This window comes from Bradyrhizobium sp. T-12 (genome assembly GCF_058314695.1).
In genome coordinates, this window is the sequence record NZ_CM177756.1 from 2,643,747 (window position 1) to 2,666,717 (window position 22,971).

General features: G+C 64.2%; 23 protein-coding genes. 18 read left to right on the forward strand and 5 right to left on the reverse strand.

The features are described 5' to 3' along the window. Positions 1–2 precede the first annotated feature (2 nt). From AC0WRY_RS12390 to AC0WRY_RS12405, 4 genes are all read left to right on the forward strand, one after another. Complete coding sequence (locus AC0WRY_RS12390; RefSeq protein ID WP_194407245.1) at positions 3–758, forward strand: ABC transporter ATP-binding protein; 756 nt, start codon at positions 3–5, stop codon at positions 756–758. Continuing rightward, positions 755–1,468, forward strand: coding sequence for an ABC transporter ATP-binding protein (locus AC0WRY_RS12395; RefSeq protein WP_194407246.1), 714 nt, complete (start codon positions 755–757; stop codon positions 1,466–1,468). The genes AC0WRY_RS12390 and AC0WRY_RS12395 overlap by 4 nt, the downstream gene beginning before the upstream one ends. 163 nt (positions 1,469–1,631) lie before the next feature. Next, complete coding sequence (locus AC0WRY_RS12400; protein WP_194407247.1) at positions 1,632–1,850, forward strand: hypothetical protein; 219 nt, start codon at positions 1,632–1,634, stop codon at positions 1,848–1,850. Positions 1,851–1,978: 128 nt separating this feature from the next. After that, the gene (locus AC0WRY_RS12405) at positions 1,979–3,037 is read left to right on the forward strand and encodes a YeiH family protein (RefSeq protein WP_491123164.1); all 1,059 of its coding nucleotides are present in this window, start codon (positions 1,979–1,981) and stop codon (positions 3,035–3,037) included. Between the two features lie 132 nt (positions 3,038–3,169). Here AC0WRY_RS12405 and AC0WRY_RS12410 read toward each other — a convergent pair whose 3' ends face one another. The 5 genes from AC0WRY_RS12410 to AC0WRY_RS12430 form a co-directional block, all read right to left on the reverse strand. Next, positions 3,170–4,042 carry an ABC transporter ATP-binding protein gene (locus tag AC0WRY_RS12410; RefSeq protein ID WP_285812084.1) on the reverse strand — a complete coding sequence of 291 codons (873 nt, stop codon included), beginning with the start codon at positions 4,040–4,042 and terminating at the stop codon, positions 3,170–3,172. Next, positions 4,039–4,947 (reverse strand): ABC transporter permease, encoded by a 909-nt coding sequence (locus AC0WRY_RS12415; protein WP_491123165.1) that lies wholly within the window; start codon positions 4,945–4,947, stop codon positions 4,039–4,041. The genes AC0WRY_RS12410 and AC0WRY_RS12415 overlap by 4 nt, the downstream gene beginning before the upstream one ends. After that, a complete protein-coding gene (locus AC0WRY_RS12420; protein ID WP_194407251.1) occupies positions 4,944–6,365 on the reverse strand; it encodes an ABC transporter substrate-binding protein in 1,422 nt (473 codons plus the stop codon). Before AC0WRY_RS12420 ends, AC0WRY_RS12415 begins: the two co-directional genes overlap by 4 nt. Before the next feature lie 181 nt (positions 6,366–6,546). Continuing rightward, on the reverse strand, positions 6,547–7,323 hold the full coding sequence (locus tag AC0WRY_RS12425) for a Crp/Fnr family transcriptional regulator (RefSeq protein WP_211417559.1): 777 nt from the start codon (positions 7,321–7,323) through the stop codon (positions 6,547–6,549). 179 nt (positions 7,324–7,502) lie between these two features. After that, entirely contained in the window at positions 7,503–7,814 is a 312-nt protein-coding gene (locus tag AC0WRY_RS12430) for a gamma-butyrobetaine hydroxylase-like domain-containing protein (RefSeq protein ID WP_194408244.1), read from the reverse strand. Between the two features lie 208 nt (positions 7,815–8,022). On the opposite strand from AC0WRY_RS12430, the gene AC0WRY_RS12435 reads away from it, so the two are divergent. The 14 genes from AC0WRY_RS12435 to chvE all read left to right on the forward strand — a co-directional run bounded on the left by AC0WRY_RS12435 (position 8,023) and on the right by chvE (position 22,931). Further along, positions 8,023–8,796 (forward strand): ferredoxin--NADP reductase, encoded by a 774-nt coding sequence (locus AC0WRY_RS12435; protein ID WP_194407253.1) that lies wholly within the window; start codon positions 8,023–8,025, stop codon positions 8,794–8,796. Positions 8,797–8,900: 104 nt separating this feature from the next. Continuing rightward, complete coding sequence (locus tag AC0WRY_RS12440) at positions 8,901–10,643, forward strand: fumarate reductase/succinate dehydrogenase flavoprotein subunit (RefSeq protein ID WP_194407254.1); 1,743 nt, start codon at positions 8,901–8,903, stop codon at positions 10,641–10,643. A 31-nt stretch (positions 10,644–10,674) separates the two neighbouring features. Further along, positions 10,675–10,908 (forward strand): 4Fe-4S dicluster domain-containing protein, encoded by a 234-nt coding sequence (locus tag AC0WRY_RS12445; RefSeq protein WP_007593252.1) that lies wholly within the window; start codon positions 10,675–10,677, stop codon positions 10,906–10,908. 2 nt (positions 10,909–10,910) lie between these two features. Then, complete coding sequence (locus AC0WRY_RS12450; protein ID WP_194407255.1) at positions 10,911–11,888, forward strand: HEAT repeat domain-containing protein; 978 nt, start codon at positions 10,911–10,913, stop codon at positions 11,886–11,888. A 132-nt stretch (positions 11,889–12,020) separates the two neighbouring features. Next, positions 12,021–13,193 carry a fumarylacetoacetate hydrolase family protein gene (locus AC0WRY_RS12455; RefSeq protein ID WP_491123166.1) on the forward strand — a complete coding sequence of 391 codons (1,173 nt, stop codon included), beginning with the start codon at positions 12,021–12,023 and terminating at the stop codon, positions 13,191–13,193. A gap of 340 nt (positions 13,194–13,533) precedes the next feature. Next, complete coding sequence (gene ytfQ, locus AC0WRY_RS12460; protein ID WP_194407257.1) at positions 13,534–14,499, forward strand: galactofuranose ABC transporter, galactofuranose-binding protein YtfQ; 966 nt, start codon at positions 13,534–13,536, stop codon at positions 14,497–14,499. A 121-nt stretch (positions 14,500–14,620) separates the two neighbouring features. After that, positions 14,621–16,165: a sugar ABC transporter ATP-binding protein gene (locus tag AC0WRY_RS12465; protein WP_313754977.1), complete on the forward strand. Its 1,545-nt coding sequence runs from the start codon at positions 14,621–14,623 to the stop codon at positions 16,163–16,165. After that, positions 16,162–17,154, forward strand: coding sequence for an ABC transporter permease (locus AC0WRY_RS12470; RefSeq protein WP_194407259.1), 993 nt, complete (start codon positions 16,162–16,164; stop codon positions 17,152–17,154). The genes AC0WRY_RS12465 and AC0WRY_RS12470 overlap by 4 nt, the downstream gene beginning before the upstream one ends. Then, positions 17,151–18,131: a galactofuranose ABC transporter, permease protein YjfF gene (yjfF, locus tag AC0WRY_RS12475; RefSeq protein ID WP_211417554.1), complete on the forward strand. Its 981-nt coding sequence runs from the start codon at positions 17,151–17,153 to the stop codon at positions 18,129–18,131. The genes AC0WRY_RS12470 and yjfF overlap by 4 nt, the downstream gene beginning before the upstream one ends. Next, a complete protein-coding gene (locus AC0WRY_RS12480; protein ID WP_194407261.1) occupies positions 18,128–18,904 on the forward strand; it encodes a FadR/GntR family transcriptional regulator in 777 nt (258 codons plus the stop codon). Before yjfF ends, AC0WRY_RS12480 begins: the two co-directional genes overlap by 4 nt. Continuing rightward, positions 18,901–19,827, forward strand: a complete 927-nt coding sequence (locus AC0WRY_RS12485) for a Gfo/Idh/MocA family protein (RefSeq protein WP_491123167.1) — start codon at positions 18,901–18,903, stop codon at positions 19,825–19,827. Before AC0WRY_RS12480 ends, AC0WRY_RS12485 begins: the two co-directional genes overlap by 4 nt. A 2-nt stretch (positions 19,828–19,829) precedes the next feature. Further along, positions 19,830–20,906, forward strand: coding sequence for an aldose epimerase family protein (locus tag AC0WRY_RS12490; RefSeq protein ID WP_491123168.1), 1,077 nt, complete (start codon positions 19,830–19,832; stop codon positions 20,904–20,906). Then, on the forward strand, positions 20,906–21,784 hold the full coding sequence (locus AC0WRY_RS12495; protein WP_194408245.1) for an SMP-30/gluconolactonase/LRE family protein: 879 nt from the start codon (positions 20,906–20,908) through the stop codon (positions 21,782–21,784). Before AC0WRY_RS12490 ends, AC0WRY_RS12495 begins: the two co-directional genes overlap by 1 nt. Positions 21,785–21,857: 73 nt before the next feature. After that, positions 21,858–22,931, forward strand: coding sequence for a multiple monosaccharide ABC transporter substrate-binding protein (gene chvE / locus AC0WRY_RS12500; RefSeq protein ID WP_194407264.1), 1,074 nt, complete (start codon positions 21,858–21,860; stop codon positions 22,929–22,931). The last annotated feature ends 40 nt before the right edge of the window (positions 22,932–22,971 follow it).

Consider the following 22,971-nt stretch of genomic DNA (forward strand, 5'->3'; position numbering starts at 1 on the left):
CCATGCTCGAGATCCGCAACCTCGCAAAGTCCTTCGGCGGCGTGAAGGCGACCAACGACGTCTCGCTCGACTTCCCCGACGGCTCGCTGACGGCGGTGATCGGCCCGAACGGCGCCGGCAAGAGCACGTTCTTCAACCTGATCACCGGCGCGCTCAAGCCTGACACCGGACAAGTCCTGCTCGACGGCGTCGATCTCGCCGGCCGCTCGCCGCCGGAGATCGTGCGGCACGGCATCGGTCGTGCCTTCCAGGTCGCCAGCATCTTCAAATCGCTGACGGTGCAGGAGACCATGCTCGCTGCTGTCAGCGCGGACCAGCGTTCATCCGCGGTGCTGCATAAACGCTTTCCATTGCCGGAGACGCGGGACCGCGCCGAGCATGTCATGGAGCTGCTGGGGCTCGCAAGCAAACGCAATCGCATCGCGGCGACGCTGTCGCACGGCGACCAGAAGCTCCTCGACATTGCCCTTGCGCTGGTGCTCGAGCCGAAAGTGCTGCTGCTGGACGAGCCGACGGCCGGCATGGGACCGGAAGAGCGCTGGCGCATGATCGACAAGGTGCGGGAGCTCTGGGAGATCCAGAAGATCACGGTCGTCTTCATCGAGCACGACATGGACATCGTGTTCAAGATCGCGCCCAAAATCGTCGTGCTCTGCTACGGCCGCATCCTGGCAACGGGCACGCCCGACGAGATTCGCAACAACAGCGCCGTGATCGATGCTTATCTCGGCGCCGAGCATGCGGGAGCGGCCGCATGAGTGCTGTCGTCATCGAAGTCGCTGATCTCGACGTCTATTACGGCACCAGCCAGATCCTGTTCGGTGTCGGCCTGTCGGTGCGGCAGGGCGAGACCATGGCGCTGCTCGGCCGCAACGGCGCCGGCAAGTCGACGACGATGAAGGCGATCATGGGGCTGGCGCCGCCGCGGCGCGGCCGGGTGAGCCTGCGCGGCGCGGTGATTTCCGGCCGCAAGCCGCACCACATCGCACGTGCCGGGCTCGGCTTCGTGCCGGAGGATCGTCAGATCTTCCCGGAGCACAGCGTCGAGGACAATCTGGTCATCGGGAAGAAGCGCGGGCCCGAGGGCCAGGACGAATGGCCGATCAAGCGCATCTACGACGTCTTCCCGCTGCTGGAGCCGCTGCGCCATCGCATCGCCGGGCGCCTCTCGGGCGGCGAGCAGCAGATGCTGGCGATCGCGCGCACGCTGATGGGCAATCCGGCACTGCTGCTGCTGGACGAGCCGAGCGAGGGGCTCGCGCCGATCATCGTGCAGCGGATCGGCGAGCTGCTGCGGCAGCTCCGTTCACTGGGATCGACCGTGCTGATTGCCGAGCAGAACATGCATTTCTGCTTGGGCCTTGCGAGCCACGCCACGGTCATCGACAAGGGCCAGATCGTCTATGCCGCCGGAATCGACGAGCTCAAGGCCAACGATACCATCCGGCGGCGTTATCTGGCGCTGTAACGGGCGGACCGGTGCCCAAATAGGGCATCAGAAGAAAACTATTGTCTCAGGGGCCTCTGGCGGAAGGAGTTTCCCCTCCGGGAGGCAAAAACGCCAATCGCTTCCATTGCCGTTTTCGGCCGAAACGACGACATTCCCATCACGATTTGATGGATTGACGGTCATGGAACGCACCGGATTTGAGCCCTTCGGCGAGCAGCTGGTGTCCGCAACGGACACTCAGCCGAAGTCGCGTGCCTCAAAGCTCCTGCTGCGGGCCGGCACGACGGTGTTCTGGTCGCTGGTCGCGGGCATCGTGCTGGCGCGGGCGGCCTTCTTCGAGCCGGGTATCTATGACGGCTTCAGCCGGGTCGCTTCGCTGGCCAGGGGCCTGATCTTCTAAGGCCGCCTGATCTTCTCAGCCGCTTATTCCGAGCTGACGGCAGAACTTCCCTCGGCCCTGATATGCCGAAAACTTATTCCCCAATCTGATCGCCGTGCGTATAAATCTTTCTCCTCTGGGAGAGATTTGTGTCGCAGAATCAAGCATCCAGCCCGACCGACGCCAAACCGACCACTGCCACGAGCCGCGTCGTCGCGCTGATTCCCGGCATTCTCCTCTGCGTTGCCGTCGCTGGCGTCTCGGCCCTGCTCGAGCACCTGGAACTGGGCTTCTTCGAGCATCCCTATGTCGAAGCGCTGGTGATGGCGATCCTGCTCGGCATGGCGCTTCGCAGCTTCTGGAAGCCCGCTCCGCGCTGGCAGGCCGGGATCGCCTTCAGCGCCAAACAACTCCTCGAAGTCGCTGTGATGCTGCTGGGCGCCTCCATCAGCTTCGCGGCCATCGCCGCCTCGGGTATCGCGCTTTTGGTCTCGATCGCCGCGGTCGTCGTGATCGCGCTCTGCGTCTCCTTCGGGCTCAGCCGCATGCTCGGCCTGTCGACACGCCTGTCGATCCTGATCGCCTGCGGCAACTCGATTTGCGGCAATTCCGCGATCGCGGCGGTGGCGCCGATCATCGGCGCCAACAACGACGAGATCGCGTCCTCGATCTCCTTCACTGCGATCCTGGGCGTGATGATGGTGCTGGGTCTGCCGCTGCTGATCCCGCTGCTGCATTTGTCCGCCACACAATACGGCATCCTTGCAGGCCTCACGGTTTATGCGGTCCCGCAAGTGCTCGCAGCGACGGTGCCGGCTGGTCTCGTCTCGACCCAGATCGGCACGCTCGTGAAGCTGATGCGCGTCCTGATGCTCGGGCCCGTGGTTGTCGGCCTGTCGCTCGTCGCCTCGCGCTGGCAGGCCGGCGCCAAGAAGGCCAATGTGGGGTTCTTCCGCCTGGTCCCCTGGTTCATCCTCGGCTTCCTCGCGCTGGCGACGCTGCGCTCGCTGGAGATTGTGCCCAGCACAGTGGTGGCGCCGATCACGAAGATCACCAGCTTTCTCACCGTGGTGTCGATGGCCGCGCTCGGATTGGGCGTCGACGTCCGCGTGCTCGCCAATGTCGGGGGCAGAGTGACGGCCGCCGTGACGATGTCGCTGATGCTGCTGCTCGGCATCAGCATCGCGCTGGTCCACTGGTTCAAGTGATCAGGGCAAACTGCCGTAGAGTGGGCAATGGCGCGATGCGCCGTGCCCACGATCCGTTTCGGTGCGCGACATTGGTGGGCTCGCTTAAGCTTCGCCCATCCTTATGAGACCGTCATCGCTGCGAGCCGAAATCTAAAGCACATCCGCCAGCGAATGCCCGTGCAGCTCGATGTTGAGCCCCTGCATTCCCATGTCGTTGATCTCACCGCCCATCGCCTTGAGGCTTTCCTCGCGGATCAGCGACATCAGCCCACGGCGGAGCGCCAGAAACTCCGACGACATCATCATGGATTGCTGGCGGGGCCGCTCCAGCGGGATCGGGATCTCCGCCTTGATCGAGCCGGGGCGCGCGGTCATGCAGTAAACGCGGTCGGACAGGAAGATCGCCTCGTCGATGTCGTGGGTGACGAAGAGCACCGAGATCTTCAGCCGCTGCCACATATTGGTGAGGATCTGCTGCATGATGACACGAGTTTGCGCGTCGAGCGCGCCGAACGGCTCGTCCAGCAGTAGCACTTTCGGACCGGTGGCGAGCGCGCGGACGATGCCGACGCGCTGCTTCATGCCGCCGGAGAGTTTTTCCGGATAATGCTTCTCGAATGCCTCGAGTCCGGCGAGGCCGAGCAGCGTGCGTGCCGCCCGCTCGCGCTGCGAGCGCGGCATGCCGCGCATCTTCAGGCCGAACTCGACGTTCTCGCGCACCGTCTTCCAGGGAAACAGCGAATATTGCTGGAACACCATGCCGCGCTCGGCGCTGGGGCCGTTCACGCGCTCGCCGTCGACGGTGACGATGCCGGTGGTGGGCTTGAGGAAGCCGGCGACTGCGTTGAGCAGCGTCGACTTTCCGCAACCGGAGGGGCCGACGATCGAGACGAACTCGCCGGGCTTCACATGGATTTGAGTATCGGTGACCGCCTGTACCGGTCCCTCGATGGACTCATAGGCGAGGGAGAAGTTCTTGACCTCGATATGGCCCTTCGGCGTGGCCGCAATGATCTCGTTCACGTCGTCCTCCATGGCATCACCAATCGTCCGGCCCCCCGGATCAACATGCTCGATCCGAGCCCGAGCACGCCGATCGCAATCATACCGAGCGCGATGTCGGCGTACTGGACCAGCGAATAGGCTTCCCAGGTGAAGTAGCCGATGCCGTATTGCCCGGAGATCATCTCGGCGGCGATCAGCGATACCCAGGCGACGCCCATGCCGACGGTGAGGCCGGTGAAGATGTGCGGCATCGACGCCGGGAAATAAACCTCACGGAAGATCGAACGCTCGCGCGCGCCGAGACATTGCGCGGCGCGGACCAGCACCGGATCGACCAGCGACATGCCGTGCAGCGTATTGACGAGGATCGGAAAGAACGAACCGAGGAAGGTGATGAAGACGATGCTCTGCTCGTTGGTCGGCCACAGCATGATTGCCATCGGCACCCAGGCGATCGCGGGAATCGGCCGCAGCACCTCCGCCACCGGGAAGATCACCTCATGCACTAGCTTGAAGCGGCCCATGATCAGACCGAGCGGTACGCCGACGATCGCAGCCAGCGAGAAGCCGATGAAGATGCGCCGGCAGCTGAGCAGAATGTGCATCAGGAATTTGGGGTCGTGAATCGCCTTGGTGAAGCTTGCATAGACCGCGAGCGGCGAGGGTACGTTGGTGAAGCGTACGAAGAACACGACGCGATAGGTCGTGAGCAGGTGCCAGACCAGCAGGAATGCGAGCAGCGAGATGACGCCGATGGCGGTCGCGCGCAGCCGGCCCTGGTTCAACCGGTACCATCGCAGCGCGAGCGTGCCGAAAGAGGGCGGTGTTACGGGAGGTGTGACGGCGGGCGCGAGGCCCGCCTCTGCAATGGCCGGTGCCGGCATGCTGTCCTCGGAATGTCTGAGGAGGGCGGGACTGCTCACGTCTTGCCTCCGCCGACGGCGATCTTCACTGCGTCATCGAAGCCGAGCACCTTGCCGCTGATCTTGGCGGCGTAGGCTTCGGCATCCTTCTTGAGAAGGAACGGGGCGACCTCGCCATTGCCGATCGCGAAGAAGGCCTGATCGGCGAACAGCTTGATGCCGCGGGTCGAATCGAAGACGTAGGCCACGTTGATCTTCTTGCCCTTGGCCTTGTAGTCAGCGTAGGCGCCAAGTGTGCAGGCGGCGGACGAGAAGGGCATGATGCCGGCGCCATCCACCCAGACCTCGCCGGCCTTGCGGGGGTCGGCGATCGGCTTCTTGCAGAAGGAATCTTCGCCGGAGATCTCGTAATTCTTGGTGCTTGCAAGCTGGGCGTCATAGTCGAGCTTCATCTCGGCAAAGGCCTTGCGGATGTAGCTTTCGTCGACCCATTTCTTCGGATCAAACTCCTTCATGCGGCCGAGGTTCTGCAGCACCTTGACGTCGGTCGCTGCGGCATCGATCAGCGCCGGCTTGATGGTGGGGTCGGTGGTCATGTTGCCGCCGGGGCCCAGGAAGATGTAGACGACTTCCTTGTTGATGCCGGTCCATTCCTGGATTTTCTCGGCCGCGAGCTTGGGATCGTCGCGCAGCCACTGATTGGCGGCGATCAGCGCCTTGAAGTAGGCGACGACGACCTCGGGATACTTCTCCGCAAAGTCGGTTCTCACGACCACGCCGTGCCACGTCGGCAGATTGGTCTCGACGCCGTCGAAGATCTTTCGCGCGAAGCCGCGGAAGGGCAGCAGCTCGGCGAACGGAACGAAGTCGGCGTGCGCGTCAATCTTCTTCTCCTGAAGATTGGTCGAGCCGACCTCGGGGCTCTGGCTGACGAGCTGAAAGAAGTCGGACGCGTAGCCGCGATCCTGCATCGCCTTCAGCACCATGCCGTGCGCCGCGGAGCCGAACGGCACGCTGACGAGCTTGCCTTTCAGGTCGGCGAGTTCGTAATAGGGCGAATCCTTGTGAACGACGATACCGTTGCCGGAACCAGCGAGGCTGTAGGCCGCGACGCCGACGAGGCGGCTCTTGCTGTCGGGATTGCTCTCGAAGGTGAAGCCGTTCACGATCAGCGGATAGTCGCCCATCATGCCGATCTGCAGCTTGTTCGCCATCATCGCATTGGTGACGGGCGGACCGGAGGTGAAGTTCTGCCACTCCAGCTCGAACTTGATGTTGGCGTACTTGCCGTCCTTCGGTAGGTACTTTTCGAGGAGGTGCAGCTGTCGGATGACGACGCCCGCAGTCACCGTGTTGGTCGTGGTGTCCTGCGTTCCGATGCCGAGCGTGACGGTTTCCGCGGAGGCTGGCGGCGCAGTTAGAAGCGCCAGCGACGTCACCGACATCGCGATTGAGAGCGTGGGAAGATGGCGGACCATTCTCATCCTCATTCGGTTGGATGTGCTGTGGTGGCCATGATTGGGGGAGGGAGGGGGCAGGGCAAATCCGGAATGGTGACCGCAGTCGATTAGTTGCCGGGAAAAGGTGATTGCATACTCCTTGGGCAGTCCTGCACTATAAAGCCGCTTGCCTGTGCACCGGCCTTGGCCGCAAATTCGCCTAGTCAGATGCGTGACCACGCATCTCCTCCAATATGTCGGTCCGGCAGACCACGATCTGTGACCGCTTGGTCTGCACGATTCCCTTTTCCTGCATGCGCTTCAGGCTGATCGTAACCCATTGCCTGGTGGCGCCGACCATGTGGGCGATGTCGGCGTGGGTGAAGGCGGCCGCGATCACGCGACCGTCGGCATCCTCGACGCCGTAAAGCTCGACGAGATGGAGCAAGAGATGCGCGAGGCGTTGGGTGATCGAGCGGGTCCCCAGCATCTGCGCCAGGGCGGAATAGCATTTGCCCTTGAAGGTGAGGCCCTCGATCAGGCCGATCGCGAGGTTCGGGATCTCGGCGGCGAGGGACCGAAGTTCCTTTCCGGGGAGGTGCACGACGCTGCAATTGCTGGACGCAACGCCGGACCATTGATGCACCGTGCCTTCGAAAACCTCAGGCCCGCCGACGAAATTGCCGACATGCCAGTAGGCGAGCGTAATCTCGCGCCCGAGCGGCGAGGTGTAGAACACGCGGATGCGGCCGCTCTCGATCAGCCAGATACCGTCATGCTTGCCACCCTGGCTGAACAGCGTCTGGCCGCGGTTCAGCACCTTTCGTCTTCCCTGCTTGAGCACCAGCTCCCGCTCGCGCGGCGTGAGCTTGTCCATCAGCGGCGGTGGGCCGCCGATCCATTGCTGGTTCTCGGTGAGCAGCAGCGAGGAACTGCCCGCAGGCCGGACTGCGGGGGGGACGGTCCCGCGAACCACGTTTGCCGCCTGCAACATCATCTGCCTCCGGAACGTTCAAATCGTTCTAAAGAGGAGCAATGTCCGTGCCAGATGGGGGCGAGGTTTCCTCTGCCGTCATGCCCGAGGGCGTGTCCCGGGCATCCACGTTCTTGGAGCGGCAGGAAATTTAGGGAGCCGGGACAAGCCCGGCCATGACGCCGGTTTGAGCAACCGAACGCTCAGGATGCAGGGTTGTCTGCTGCAGCCAGGCTCAGCAAATACGGCTTCGGGTAAATCCCCCGGTTGTGCCCATCCGAGAACGCGATGTTCAGCCCATAACCGAGATCGCCGATCTCGGTGATCGCAATGCCCGGGAACGTTTCCGGGAATCGACCGTCGAAGCGGGCGCGGGTGCAATGGGCGCATTTGCAGGAGAGGCGGAGCGTTTCGGCGGGCACGGCCAGTGCGTCGTCCTGCGCAGTTCGGACGAGCAGCGATGCCAGATCGGCACTTGTTTCGTAGTCGGCAACGGTCGGTGCCACCAGGGTCATGGTCATGACAAACCTCCGGCTTCTTCCTACGTCGACGCGGAGCCGGACGGATAGCAACTAATTGCCGAAGCGGATGCGTGGTGCCCCCTTCAGGGCCTTCGCTCGATCATCGTCCGCGAAATGTGAAACTAATCGACAGGGAATCTCACTTCCGAATTGCCGGACTCTCTTCTCTCCGTGACCTTGACGCCATCGAGAAGGAGAGATCATGAGCGCCTTTCAGAAGGAAACGGTTTTGTCGGTCAGGCACTGGACTGAATCCCTGTTCAGCTTCACCGCGACGCGCGATCCCGGCTTTCGATTCCAGAACGGCCAGTTCGCGATGATCGGGCTCGAGGTCGAAGGCAAACCGTTGATGCGGGCCTACAGCATGGCCAGCGCCAATCACGAGGAAGCGCTCGAGTTCTTCTCGATCAAGGTGCAGGACGGCCCGCTGACCTCGCGCCTTCAGAAGATCAGGGAGGGTGACGTCATCCTGGTCGGCCGCAAGGCCACGGGCACGCTGATCACCGGCAATCTCATTCCCGGCAAGCGCCTCTTGCTGCTCTCGACCGGAACGGGGCTCGCGCCGTTCGCCAGCCTGATCAAGGACCCCGACGTCTACGAGAATTACGAGACCATCGTGCTCGCCCATGGCTGCCGGCAGGTCTCCGAGCTCTCTTATGGCGAGCACCTGGTCGAAGGCCTGCGCAATCATGAGTTCTTCGGGCCGCTGATCCGCGACAAGCTCGTCTACTATCCCACCGTCACCCGCGAGCCATTCAGGAATCGCGGCCGCATCACCGACTTGATCGCATCGAACCAGCTGTTCGACGACATCGGCCTGTCAGGCCTCGATATCGAGACCGACCGCATCATGCTGTGCGGCAGCCCGGCGATGCTGGAGGAACTTCCCGCGATGTTTTCCGCGCGCGGTTTTGTCGAGGGCAATCACAGCCGTCCCGGCCATTTCGTGATCGAAAAGGCCTTTGTCGAGCGCTGACGCGCAAATCGCACCCCAGCGACAACTAATTGCTATCGCCGGGACGTCTGCTGAACAAATCTGATGCAAAGGCGCCGGACCTGCCGGCGAACCAGGAGCAAGTGATGTCACTAGATCAGATCGTCGACGGACTTTCGGAGGTTTCCTGCGATGTGCTGGTGATCGGCGGCGGCACGGCCGGCCCGATGGCGGCGCTGAAGGCAAAGCTGAAGAATCCGAAGGCCAATGTCGTCCTGCTCGAAAAGGCCAACGTGAAGCGCTCCGGCGCGATTTCGATGGGCATGGATGGCCTGAACAACGCCGTCATCCCCGGCTATGCGACGCCGGAGCAGTACACCAAGGAAATCACAATCGCTAACGACGGCATCGTGGACCAGAAGGCGGTCTATAAATACGCGCAGAATTGTTACTCGATCATCGAGGAACTCGACAGTTTCGGCATCCGTTTCCTGAAGAATGAGAATGGCGACTACGCCGTCAAGAAGGTGCACCACATCGGCACGTACGTCCTGCCGATGCCGAACGGCGAGACCGTGAAGAAGGCGCTCTACCGCCAGCTCCGCCGCGCCCGTATCTTGATCTCCAACCGCTATATGGCGACGCGGCTGCTCAAGTCCGCCGACGGTCGCATCGCCGGCGCGGTCAGCGTCAACACCCGCACCGCAGAGATGCTGGTGATCAAGGCCAAGGCCGTCATCCTTTGCATGGGCGCTGCCGGCCGCCTCGGCCTGCCGACCTCCGGTTACATGTTTGGCACGTATGAAAACGCCGCCAATTCAGGCGACGGTTACGCCATGGCCTATCACGCCGGTGCCGCGCTCGCGAACCTCGAATGCTTCCAGATCAACCCGCTGATCAAGGACTATAATGGTCCGGCCTGCGCCTATGTCGCCGGCCCCTTCGGTGCCTATACGGCGAACAACGAAGGCTCGCGCTTCATCGAATGCGACTACTGGTCCGGCCAGATGATGCTGGAATTCTACAACGAGCTCCTGTCCGGTAAGGGCCCGGTGTTCCTCCAGCTCAAGCATCTGCATCCCGACACCATCTCCGAGATCGAATCCACGCTGCACAAGGTGGAGCGTCCGACGCGCGGTCTGTTCCAGCAGGGACGCGGGGTCGACTATCGCAGCGAGTCGATCGAGATGCACATCTCCGAGATCGGCTTCTGCTCCGGCCACAGCGCCTCCGGCGTGTTCGTGGACGACAACGCCCGCACCACCGTGCCGGGTCTCTACGCCGCCGGCGACATGGCGAGCGTGCCGCACAATTACATGCTTGGCGCCTTCACCAACGGATCGGTCGCCGGCATCGACGCGATGGAGTACGCCGACAACCACGATTTTGCGGAGTTCGACGCCGCCGACATCGCGATGGAGCGCGACCGCGTGATGGCGCCGACCAAGCGCGAGGACGGCATTCCGCCGAACCAGGTCGAATACAAGACCCGCCGCCTCGTCAACGACTATCTCCAGCCGCCGAAAGTCACGCGCAAATACGAGCTCGGCATGCGCCGCCTCGCCGAGGCGCGGGAGGATATGCAGGAGCGCATGATCGCGCGCAACGCGCACGAATTGCTCCGTGCCCTCGAAGTGCAGTCGATCATGGACTGCGCCGACATGGCGGCGCACGCCTCGCTCTACCGCGAGGAGAGCCGCTGGGGCCTCTATCACTGGCGCACCGATTTCCCGGAGAAGGACAACGAGAACTGGTTCTGCCACACGTTGCTGTCGAAGCAGGACGGCAAGATGACCAGCGAGAAGCGCGCCGTGGAGCCCTATGTCGTGCCGATCGCCGATGACGAGAAGGATCTCTACGACAAGCAGCGCATCCGCGCCTCCGCCTGACCCACCGCGCCACAGCAACAGGAGACATCACATGCCTCTCGCGTCCTATCAGACCTCGGTTCCGGTGGTCGTCGACGATGCCAAGTGCATCGCCGACAAGGGCTGCACCGTCTGCGTTGACGTCTGCCCGCTCGACGTCTTGCGCATCAGCGACATGACCAACAAGGCCTACATGGCCTATGACGAGTGCTGGTACTGCATGCCCTGCGAAGCCGATTGTCCGACCGGCGCCGTCACCGTCAATATTCCCTATCTGTTGAGGTGAACATGTCGAGCCCGTTCGAGTCCTACGACGACCTCGAAGACGCGGACGAGCGGCTGCAGGCTGCCGATCCCGCCGAACGCCGCGTCGCCATCATCGCGCTGGGCCATTCCGGCGATCCGGCCGCGGTCGGACATCTCGCCAACATGGTCGCCGACCCCGATGCAGGCGTGCGCCAGCAGGTCGCGATGGCGCTCGGCGAGTTCGACGGTCCGGAGGCGGCAAGCGCACTGGTGAGACTGCTGGTCGACCCGGAGAGGATCGTCGCGGCGGCCGCCGCCGACAGCATGGCCGAGTTCAAGGATCCTGCTTGCGCGGGCGTGATCCTGCCGCTGGTGAAGCACCCCCACGCCTTTGTCCGCATGGGCGCGCTGCGTGCGCTCAAGGAATTGCGAAGCAAGGACACGCTGAAGCCGGCGCTGGAAGCGCTCCAAGACACGGACGCCGCCGTGCGCGTGCAGGCAATCGGCGTGATCGGTTTTCTCAAGCTGGAAGAATCGATTCCCGCGCTGACCGCGCTGATCAACGATCCCGACGCGCATGTCCGCCGTGCCGCCGTGAGCGCGCTGGCGTTCTCGCAGATGAAACCCGCGGCCGAGACCATCACCCGTGCGTTGAAGGATAGCGACTGGATGGTCCGCGAGATGGCCGCGGAAACGCTGGGCTTGAACGCCAATGGCGCGATCGCGGCCGACCAACTCATCGGCTCGCTCGCTGATGAATTCTGGCAGGTGCGGCTGAAAGCGATCCGCAGCCTTGGCCGGATGAAGATCGAGCGCGCAGTGCGGCCGATTGGCTATTGCGTCAATCACGACCAGGCCAATTTGCGTAAAGAAGCGGCCGCCGCGCTCGGCGAGATCGCCCATCCCGACGGCGAGGCGTTCCTCGCCGTGATCGCTGACGATCCCGATCCCGAAGTCCGCAAGAATGCGCGTTGGGCGCTGCAGCAGATCGCGGCGCGCAAGGCGCGGGCCGGCGCGTAAAGGGGAGGGCCGGGACATAGCGGGCCTTTCGCGGCCGCTCTGGACTTCCCCCGCCAGACGTTTATTGGTCTTCGCCAATGGGATCAGCGGCTGCAAACGCGGCTGGTCCTTAGAAACAGCGAGGGCGCGGCCATGACGACATTGACGGTGAAGGACCTTCTCCCCGAGGATGGAACGAAGGGGACGCTGGTCGGCCGCGTCTGGTTGCCACAGGTCAACGGTCCGGCCGTCGTCGCCGTGCGCGGTGACGGCGTCTTTGACGTCACGGCAAGGTTTCCGACCGTCAGCGCGCTGTGTGAGGAAGACAATCCGGCCAAGGCGCTTGGCTCGACCAAGGGCGAGCGCATCGGCGAACTCGAGGCGATCGTTGCCAACACCGCTCCCGACGGGCGTGATCCGAACAAGCCCTGGCTGCTCGCGCCTGTCGATCTCCAGACATTGAAGGCGGCCGGTGTCACCTTCGCGATCTCGATGCTGGAGCGCGTCATCGAGGAACGGGCCAAGGGCAATCCCGCCTCCGCCGAAGCCATCCGCAAAGAAGTGACGCGGCTGATCGGCGATGATCTGTCAAAACTCAAGCCGGGCTCGGATCAGGCCATGCACCTGAAGCAGGTGCTGATCGACCAGAACGCCTGGAGCCCGTATCTCGAGGTCGGCATCGGCCCAGATGCCGAGGTCTTCACCAAGGCCCCGACGATGTCGTCCGTCGGCACCGGCATGGATGCGGGCCTGCATCCGAAATCGACCTGGAACAATCCGGAGCCGGAGTTGGTGCTGTTCGTCTCCAGCCGCGGCAAGATCGTCGGCGGCGCGCTCGGCAACGACGTGAACTTGCGCGACTTCGAGGGCCGTTCGGCGCTGCTGCTGTCGAAGGCCAAGGACAACAACGCGTCCTGCTCGATCGGCCCGCTGCTGCGCCTGTTCGACGACACTTTTACGCTCGACGACGCGCGCAAGCTGGACATCAGCCTGAACGTGAAGGGCACGGACGGCTTCGTCCTCGACGGTCATTCCTCGATCAGCAAGATCAGCCGCGATCCAACCGACCTCGTCGCGCAGACCATCGGCAAGATCCATCAATATCCCGACGGTTTTGTGCTTTTCCTCGGCACCATGTTCGCGCCGGTCAAGGATCGCGATGCGCCGGGGCAGGGGTTCACGCACAAGCGCGACGACATCGTCACCATCGCGGCGCCGGAGCTCGGCAAGCTGGTGAACCGCATGCGCACCAGCGACGAGTGCGAGCCCTGGACCTTCGGCATCGGCGCGCTGATGAAGAACCTGGCGCAGCGGAAGCTGATCTAGTTCTTCGCCTCTTTCGCCTGCGGCGAGAGACCGACACGCGAGCGTGGCGGGTGAGGGCGCTTTCCACGAGTCGTTTATCTCCGTCGCTGCGGATGAGCGCCTGCACCCACCGCGCAAAATTCCCTTCATCTCCCCGTTGCATCTCTGGAACAAAGTCGCGCTGAGCGTGTCATAAAACCGCGCGCTCTCCCTCTCGCGCGTTTTCCTCCAAATAGTCAAATAATATGACTAGTCGGAACTCGCCTCCTATGGAATAGTGCCTCCCGCCGCCTCAGAGGCCGGCCTGCGGGTGCCATGCTACCAATCGGCGCCCCGGATAACATCTTGGGAGACACGCCTGATGACCCTCAAAGCCCTCTTTGCGGCCAGCGCCACGGCCGCCTTGCTGCTCGCGCTGCCTGCCAATGCCGGCCAGCTCACCATCGGCTTCTCGCAGATCGGATCGGAATCCGGCTGGCGCGCAGCCGAAACTTCGGTCTCCAAGCAGGAGGCCACCAAGCGCCAGGTCAATCTCAAGATCGCCGACGCGCAGCAGAAGCAGGAGAACCAGATCAAGGCGATCCGCTCCTTCATCGCGCAGAACGTCGATGCGATCTTCCTCGCGCCGGTCGTTTCGACCGGATGGGACTCGGTGCTGAAGGAAGCCAAGGAGGCCAAGATCCCGGTGGTGCTGCTCGACCGCGATATCGATCCCTCCGGCAAGGAACTCTATCTCACCGCCGTCACCTCCGACAGCGTGCACGAAGGCGCGGTCGCGGGCGACTGGCTGGCCAAGACCGTCGGGACGAAGGCCTGCAACATCGTCGAATTGCAGGGCACGGTCGGCGCCAGCGTCGCCGCAAACCGCAAGAAGGGTTTTGACACGGCGATTGCCAAGCACGCCAACCTGAAGGTGGTACGCAGCCAGACCGGCGACTTCACCCGCGCCAAGGGCAAGGAGGTGATGGAGAGCTTCATCAAGGCCGAAGGCGGCGGCAAGAACATCTGTGCGGTCTATGCGCATAACGACGACATGATGGTCGGCGCGATCCAGGCGATGAAGGAAGCCGGCCTCAAGCCCGGCAAGGACATCCTCACCGTCTCGATCGACGCGGTCCCCGATATCTTCAAGGCGATGGTCGCTGGCGAAGCCAATGCCACGGTCGAGCTGACGCCCAACATGGCCGGTCCGGCCTTCGATGCCGTCGCGGCCTTCAAGGAGAAGGGCACCGTTCCGCCGAAATGGATCCAGACTGAATCCAGGCTGCTTACCGCCTCTGACAATCCGCAGAAGGAATACGACAGCAAGAAGGGGCTCGGTTACTGAGGCGGCGCATTGCCGGACCGCCGTCGTCCGGTGGTCCGGCAACCCGCTTCGAAACCGCCGCGCGAACGCGTAGGCTGGATGTCCGCATCATTGGCGGACACCCGTGGGAGTGATTTTTGCCATGCAGAACAGCCGTGATCCTGCTGCCCCCCTGCTGGAGGTGCGCGGGATCAGCAAGAGCTTCGGCGCCGTGCACGCGTTGCAGGAGGTCGACTTCACACTGCGCGCCGGCGAGATCCATGCGCTGCTGGGCGAGAACGGCGCTGGCAAGTCCACGCTGATCAAGGTCGTCACCGGCGTGTTCCCGCGCGACTCCGGCATCGTCAGGATCGGCGGAGAAGAGATCGCGCCTCGCTCGGCCAAGGCGGCGCTCGCAGCGGGCATCGCCACCGTCTACCAGGAGGTCAATTTGCTGCCGAACCTCTCGGTGGCGCAAAATCTCTTCCTTGACCGCCAGCCGATGCGCTTCGGCATCGTGCGCGAAGGCGAGATGCGCCGTCGCGCCAAGGCGCTGCTTGCAGATTTTGGTCTCGACATCGACGTCGCCGCGCCGCTTGGCAGCTATTCCGTGGCCATCCAGCACGTCACCGCGATTGCCCGCGCTGTCGATCTCTCCGCGCGCGTGCTGATCCTGGACGAGCCGACCGCGAGCCTCGACCGCCACGAGGTCGAGATTCTCTTCGGAATCATGCGCCAGCTCGCGGGGCGCGGCATCGGTATCGTCTTCGTCAGCCATTTCCTTGATCAGGTCTACGAGATCTCCGACCGGATCACGGTGCTGCGCAACGGCCGCCTTGTCGGCGAGCGCGAGACCGCGTCCCTGGCGCGGCTCGAGCTGATCCGGATGATGCTCGGCCGCGAGTTGGCGGAGACCACCAGTGCGCGGGCGGCGGCGAGCGAACATGAAGTGCGCGAGGTCTGCGCGAGCTTTGAGAATTTTGGCAAGGCCGGTTACGTTGCGCCGTTCAATCTCGAGCTGCGTCATGGCGAGGTCGTCGGCCTTGCCGGACTGCTCGGCTCGGGCCGCACCGAAACCGCACGGCTGGTGTTCGGTGCCGAGCGCGCCGATCGCGGGCAGGCGAGGGTGGAAGGCGCGCCCGTCCGCCTTCAGTCGCCGCGCGACGGCGTCCGCCATGGCTTCGGCTATTGCCCGGAAGAGCGCAAGACCGACGGCATCGTCGCCGAGCTCACCGTGCGCGAGAACATCGTGCTGGCGCTCCAGGCCAAGCGCGGCCTGCATCGCCCGCTGTCCCGCCGCGAGCAGGACGAGATCGCGCGGCGTTACGTCAAGATGCTCGACATCCGTCCGGCCGACCCCGAGCGTCCCGTCGGGCTGTTGTCCGGTGGCAATCAGCAGAAGGTGCTGCTGGCGCGCTGGCTCGCGACCTCGCCGCGGCTCCTCGTGCTGGACGAGCCGACCCGCGGCATCGACGTCGGCGCCCATGCCGAGATCATCCGGCTGATCCGCGAGCTCTGTGACGATGGCCTCTCGCTGCTCGTGATCTCCTCCGAGCTCGACGAGATCGTGACTTATTCGGACCGCGTCGTGGTGCTGCGCGACCGCGCCCATGTCGAGGAGCTCGCGGGCGAGGCGGTCGACGTCGGCAACATCCTCGCCGCCATCGCCGCCGATAGCGTCACTGTTGCGCTTGAGGCTCACACATGACAGCGCTGCTGCCGCGCCGCGGCCTCGCCCAGATTCTCGCGCTGATCGTCATCCTCGCGGTCGACCGCGTGGTGTCGCCGCAATTCTTCGATCTGCGGCTGCAGGACGGCCGTCTGTTCGGTAGCCTGATCGACGTGCTCAACCGCGGCACGCCGGTGGCGCTGCTCTCGCTCGGCATGGTGCTGGTGATTGCGACGCGCGGCATTGATCTCTCGGTCGGCGCGGTGATGGCCATCTGCGGCGCGATCGCCGCAAGTCTTGCCGACAGTCACAGCCTTCCGGTGGTGGTGGCGGCCGCGCTGGGGGCGGGCCTTGTCTGCGGCCTCTGGAACGGATTTCTCGTCGCCGTGCTCGGCATGCAGCCGATCGTGGCGACGCTGATCCTGATGGTCGCGGGCCGCGGCATCGCCCAGCTCATCACCGAAGGACGCATCGTGACGTTCTCCTCGCCGGATCTGGTCTGGCTCGGGAATGGTTCGGTGCTCGGCCTTCCGGTGCCGGTCGTCATTGCCCTCGGTATGCTCATTCTCACTGGCGCTGTGGTGCGCGGCTCGGCGCTCGGGCTGCTGATCGAGGCGACCGGCGGCAACGCGCGCGCGAGCGAGCTTTCCGGCGTCGGCACCCGTGCGATGATCCTGTCGGTCTATGTCTGGTGCGGAGTCTGCGCCGCGCTCGCGGGCGTGATCGCAGCGGCCGACATCATGGGCGCTGACGCCAACAACGCCGGCTTGTGGCTCGAGCTCGATGCGATTCTGGCCGTGGTGATCGGCGGTACCTCGCTGTTCGGCGGCCGCTTCAGCCTCGTACTCGCGGTGTTGGGTGCGCTGATCATTCAGACGATGAACACCGGAATTCTCCTGTCCGGCTATCCGCCGGAGTTCAACCTGCTGGTCAAGGCGGTGGTGGTGCTCGCGGTGCTGCTGTTGCAATCGCCGAAGCTGTCCGGCTTTGCCGGTATCGCCGCACGGCTGCGGAGGACGAAAGCATGAGAGGCCTACCGCCCGTCCTCATCACCGCGATCGTGCTCGTGGCAGGCTTTGCGCTCTGCGCCATGCAGTTCCCCAATATCGCCTCGACCCGCGTGGTCGGCAATCTCCTGACTGACAATGCCTTCCTCGGCATCGTGGCAACCGGCATGACGTTTGTGATCATCTCCGGCGGCATCGATCTGTCGGTCGGCTCGGTGATCGGCTTCACCACGGTCTTCGTGGCGCTGGCGATCGAGCGTTGGGGCGTGCCGCCGCTGGTCGCCTTCGTCGCCATCCTCGCGCTCTCGGCGGCCTTCGGCGCGGCGATGGGCGCCGTCATCCATGTCTTCGACCTGCCGCCGTTTATCGTGACGCTCGCCGGCATGTTCCTGGCCCGCGGCGCCAGCTTCCTGCTCTCGACGGAATCGGTGCCGATCACGGCACCTGTTTATTCCACGGTGTCCGACTTCGCACTGCGGATGCCCGGCGGCGGGCGATTGACCGCGGTCGCGATCATCATGCTGGTGATCGTCATCGGCGGCGCCCTGCTGCTGCATCTCACGCGGTTTGGCGCCAACGTCTATGCACTCGGCGGCAGCCGGGCGACCGCGAGCCTGATGGGCGTTGCCGTCGGCAAGATGACGGTGAAGATCTACATGCTGTCGAGCCTGCTCGCGGGCATCGCCGGCATCGTCTTCTCGTTCTATACCAGCGCCGGCTATTCTCTCTCCGCCGTCGGCGTCGAGCTCGACACCATCGCCGCGGTCGTGATCGGCGGCACGCTGCTCACGGGCGGGCAGGGCTCGGTGATCGGAACCTTCCTCGGCGTCCTGATACAGGGACTGATCCAGACCTACATCAATTTCGACGGCACGCTGTCGAGCTGGTGGACCAAGATCGCGACCGGCGTGCTGCTGTTCGCGTTCATCGCGTTGCAGCAGGCCCTGGTCGCACTCGCGCGGCGGCCGGCGGCGAAACGCGCGGGAGCTGCCATATGACTTCGCGCATCGTCATCATCCCGACGCGGCGGGCCCATTCCAACCATGCGGAGGTGGCCCGCTCGATCGGCGTCGACATCATCGCCGGCCGCTATGCGGAAGGGACGCGCCTGCCGGGCGATGCCGAGATGATCGCGATGTTCGGCGTGTCGCGGCCGGTGCTGCGCGAGAGCGTGAAGACTCTCGTGGCCAAGGGCTTGCTCACCACCAAGGCGCGGGTCGGCACCGTCGTGCGCGAACGCGCGGCCTGGAACATGTTCGACGCCGACGTGCTGGCCTGGCATCTGGACGCCGGCATCGACAAGCGTTTCCTCAACGATCTCGCCGAGATCCGTCTCGCGGTCGAGCCGCGCGCGGCGATGCTGGCGGCCACGCAGCGGTCGGAGCAGGATCTCGTCGAGCTTCGCCGGTGCATGGACCATATGCGGCTTGAGGCGTCGGATTCGGTCGGCTTCGCCGATGCCGACCTCGCACTGCATGTCGCCGTCGCGCGCGCCTCGGGCAACCTCTTCATGCGCTCGATCGGACACGTCATCGAGGCCGCGCTGCGCGCTTCGTTCCTGCTGAGCGCGCCGGTCGAGCCGGAGGACCGCGACACCGTGCTGCTCTGGCACCAGAAGATCGTCGATGCCATCGCAGCGGGCGATGCCGAGGCTGCGTCGGAGGCGATGGTCTATGTCATTCACAACGGCATGAGGCGTCACGAGGGAACGGTGATCGAAACAGCCCCGGCGGACCCGCCGTCTTCTGCGAATACGGGAGAGCAAGCGTGACCGAACTTCGCATCGCCATCGTCGGTTTCGGCAAGATCGCGCGCGACCAGCATGTCGGCGCGATTGCCGCGGTGCCCGGCGTGACGCTGGCGGCAGTCGCCAGCCGCAACGCCTCGTTGCCGGGATTGCCGCATTTTGCGACCATCGAGGAATTGCTGGAGAAGGGACCGCCGATCGACGCGGTCTCGCTCTGCACGCCGCCGCAGGTGAGGCGCGCGCAGGCCGCGGCGGCGCTCGCGGCCGGCAAGCATGTCATGCTGGAGAAGCCGCCGGGTGCCGGCGTTGTCGAGCTCGACCCGCTGATCGCGATGGCGGCGGCGGCAATGCGAACGCTGTTTGCGACCTGGCATTCGCGCTACGCACCGGCGGTCGAGCCGGCCCGGCAATGGCTTGCCGCGCGCCGCATTGCCTCCGTTCACATCAGCTGGAAGGAGGACGTCCGCGTCTGGCATCCCGGTCAGGGCTGGATATGGGAACCGGGTGGCCTCGGCGTGTTCGATCCCGGCATCAATGCACTGTCGATCCTGACCAGGATCCTGCCGAAGCCGGTGTTCGTCACCGCGGCTGAACTTTCCTTTCCCGCCAATTGCCAGGCGCCGATCGCCGCGAACCTGACAATGACCGACGTCGACGGCCTGCCTGCAACCGCCGAGTTCGATTTCCGCCAGTCCGGGCCGCAAAGCTGGGATATCGTCGTCGACACCGATCGCGGCCGGATGACCTTGTCCAGCGGTGGCGCGCGCATGGCCGTTGACGGCAAGGTGCTTGCCGAAGCTCCCGATGAGGAATATCGCGGACTCTACCGGCGCTTCGTCGAGCTCGCGGCGACCGGCGCGAGCGACGTCGATCTGACGCCGCTTCGCCTCGTCGCCGACGCCTTCCTGCTCGGCAAGCGCACAATTGTCGAACCGTTCGTGGATTAGACATGGCTGGCTCAAAAATCGAAAGAGATGTCTTCGGAAGACTGCCTGATGGCCGCGACGTCGAGCGCATCGTGCTGCGCGCGGCAGGCGGGTTCGAGGCGCGCATCATCACCCATGGGGCAGTGCTTCAGGCGCTGATCGCGCCGGACGCGAAGGGCGGCCATGACGACGTCGTGCTCGGCCATGACGCGTTCGCCGGCTATCTCGCGGAACGAAAGTTCTTCGGCGCCACCGTCGGCCGCTACGCCAACCGCATCGCCAAGGGACAGTTTTCGCTCGATGGTAAGACGGTGCAGCTTGCCGTCAACAACGGGCCGAATGCGCTGCATGGTGGCCTCGATGGATTCGACCGCAAGCTCTGGGAGATCGTGGAGATCGACGAGGGCGCCGCGCCTGCGGTGACGCTGACCTATGTCAGCCCGCACGGGGAGGAGAATTATCCCGGCAAGCTCGACGTCCGCCTGACCTATCGTATCACCGGGCCGACCGAGCTGTCGCTGAACATGGAGGCGCGGAGCGACCGGCCAACCATCGTCAACCTGACCAACCACAGCTTCTTCAATCTCGAAGGCGCGACGTCAGGCATTCCCATTCTCGACCACCGCTTGACGGTGGCCGCCGAGCATTTTCTCGCCATCGATCCCACCGCCATTCCCTTGCCGGAGCCGCCGCGTCCCGTTGCCGGCACGCCGTTCGACTTCCGCGAATCTCGGCCGGTCGGCGAGCGCATCCGGCAGGGCGATCAGCAATTGCAGAACGGCCGGGGCTACGACCACACCTACTGCCTCGGACGTGATGGCAAGATCGCGCTCGCCGCGCGGCTGGAGGCGCCGCGCTCGGGGCGGATCATGGAGCTTTTCACCGACCAGCCCGGCCTTCAGGTCTATTCCGGCAATTATCTGGACGGCACGATTTCGGGGAAGGGCGGCAAGCTCATCCGGCAGTCGGACGCCATGTGCCTGGAGCCGCACATCTGGCCTGATGCGCCGAACCGGCCGGATTTTCCGAGCCCGCGCCTCGATCCCGGCCAGGTCTATCGCCATCACACGGTCTATCGCTTTGCAGTGAGGACGCCATGATGGAGCAGGTCGCCACCACCGTTCTCTCTAGCGATCCCTGCCATCTCGGCGAGGGTCCGACCTATGACGTGACCACCGATACCGCCTGGTGGTTCGATATCCGCGAGGGACGGCTGTTCGAGGCGCAGCTTTGCAGCGGCAGCATCCGCATTCATACGCTCGGCCGGATGGCGAGCGCGCTCGGGCGCATCGATGCCGAACGGCAGCTGATCGTCGCCGAGGACGGGCTTTACATCCGCAAGCTCGCCGACGGTGAGATGACGCTGTTCCTTCCGCTCGAGGCGGACAATCCCGTCACGCGCTCCAATGATTGCCGTGTGCATCAATCCGGCACGTTCTGGATCGGCACCATGGGCAAGAAGGCCGAGCCGAAGGCAGGCGCGATCTACGCGCTCCATCGCGGCAAGATCTCCACACTGTTTCCCGGCATCAGCATTCCCAATTCGATCTGCTTCTCGCCGGATGGAGCCACCGGCTACTTCACCGACACCCCGCGCGCCGTACTCTATGCCGTGCCGCTCAATCCCGCGACCGGCCTGCCGCGCGGCGAGCCGGAGGTGCTGCTGCGCCATACCGGCATTGGCGGTCTCGACGGCTCGGTGTGCGATGCCGACGGAAACATCTGGAACGCCTGCTGGGGCGCGGGCCGGATCGATGTCTATTCCCCGCAAGGCGAACGCCAGCGCTCGCTCAGCGTGCCGGCCAAGCAGGCGAGCTGCCCGGCCTTCGTCGACCCCGACCTGTCGCGCCTTCTCGTCACGTCCGCATGGCAGGATATGGACGCAGCCGCACGCGCCGCCGATCCGCAGGCCGGCTGCACTTTTCTACTAGAGGCCTCCGCGCGCGGTCGTGCGGAGCCCGACGTCAAGCTCGCATAGGAGACGACAAAGCAGCCCACGACCACGTTCGCGACGACACGAAGAAATAATCTGACACCCAAGGGAGTGAAACATGCTGAAACTGAAGACCACATTCCTCGCGCTGGCGCTGGCGGGCGCTGCGACGATGGCGACAGGTCTCGCCGCCTCCGCCCAGGACAAGGCGACCGTCGGCATCGCCATGCCGACCAAATCCTCGGCGCGCTGGATCGATGACGGCAACAACATGGTCAAGGTGCTGAAGGAGCGCGGCTACAACACCGATCTGCAATATGCCGAGGACGACATTCCGAACCAGCTCTCGCAAGTCGAGAACATGGTGACCAAGGGTGCGAAGGCGCTGGTGATCGCCGCGATCGACGGCACCACGCTGTCCGACGTGCTCAAGCAGGCCAAGGCAAAAGGCATCACCGTGATCGCCTATGACCGCCTGATCCGCGGCACGCCGAACGTCGATTATTACGCGACCTTCGACAATTTCCAGGTCGGCGTCTTGCAGGCGCAATCGATCGAGCAGGGGCTCGGCCTGAAGGACGGCAAGGGTCCGTTCAACATCGAGCTGTTCGGCGGCTCGCCCGACGACAACAACGCCTACTTCTTCTACAACGGCGCGATGAGCGTGCTGAAGCCCTACATCGACAGCGGCAAGCTCGTCGTCGCCTCGGGCCAGATGGGCATGGACAAGGTCGCGACCTTGCGTTGGGACGGTGCCACCGCCCAGGCTCGCATGGACAATCTGCTCAGCGCCTATTACGGCAACAAGAAGATCAACGCCGTGCTGTCGCCCTATGACGGCATCTCGATCGGCATCATCTCCTCGCTGAAGGGCGTCGGCTATGGTAGCGCCGATCAGCCGATGCCGATCATTTCGGGCCAGGACGCCGAGGTGCCCTCGATCAAGGCGATGCTGCGCGGCGACCAATATTCGACCATCTTCAAGGACACCCGCGACCTCGCCAAGGTGACCGCCGACATGGTCGACGCCGCGCTCGCCGGCAAGCAGGTCACGGTCAACGACACCAAGACCTACGAGAACGGCGTCAAGACCGTGCCCTCCTACCTGCTCAAGCCGGTCGTGGTCTACAAGGACAATTGGGAGAAGGTCCTGGTCGAGAGCGGCTACTACAAGAAGTCGCAATTCCAGTAAGACGTTTTCTTCCCCTCTCCCCGCTTGCGGGAAGAGGGGT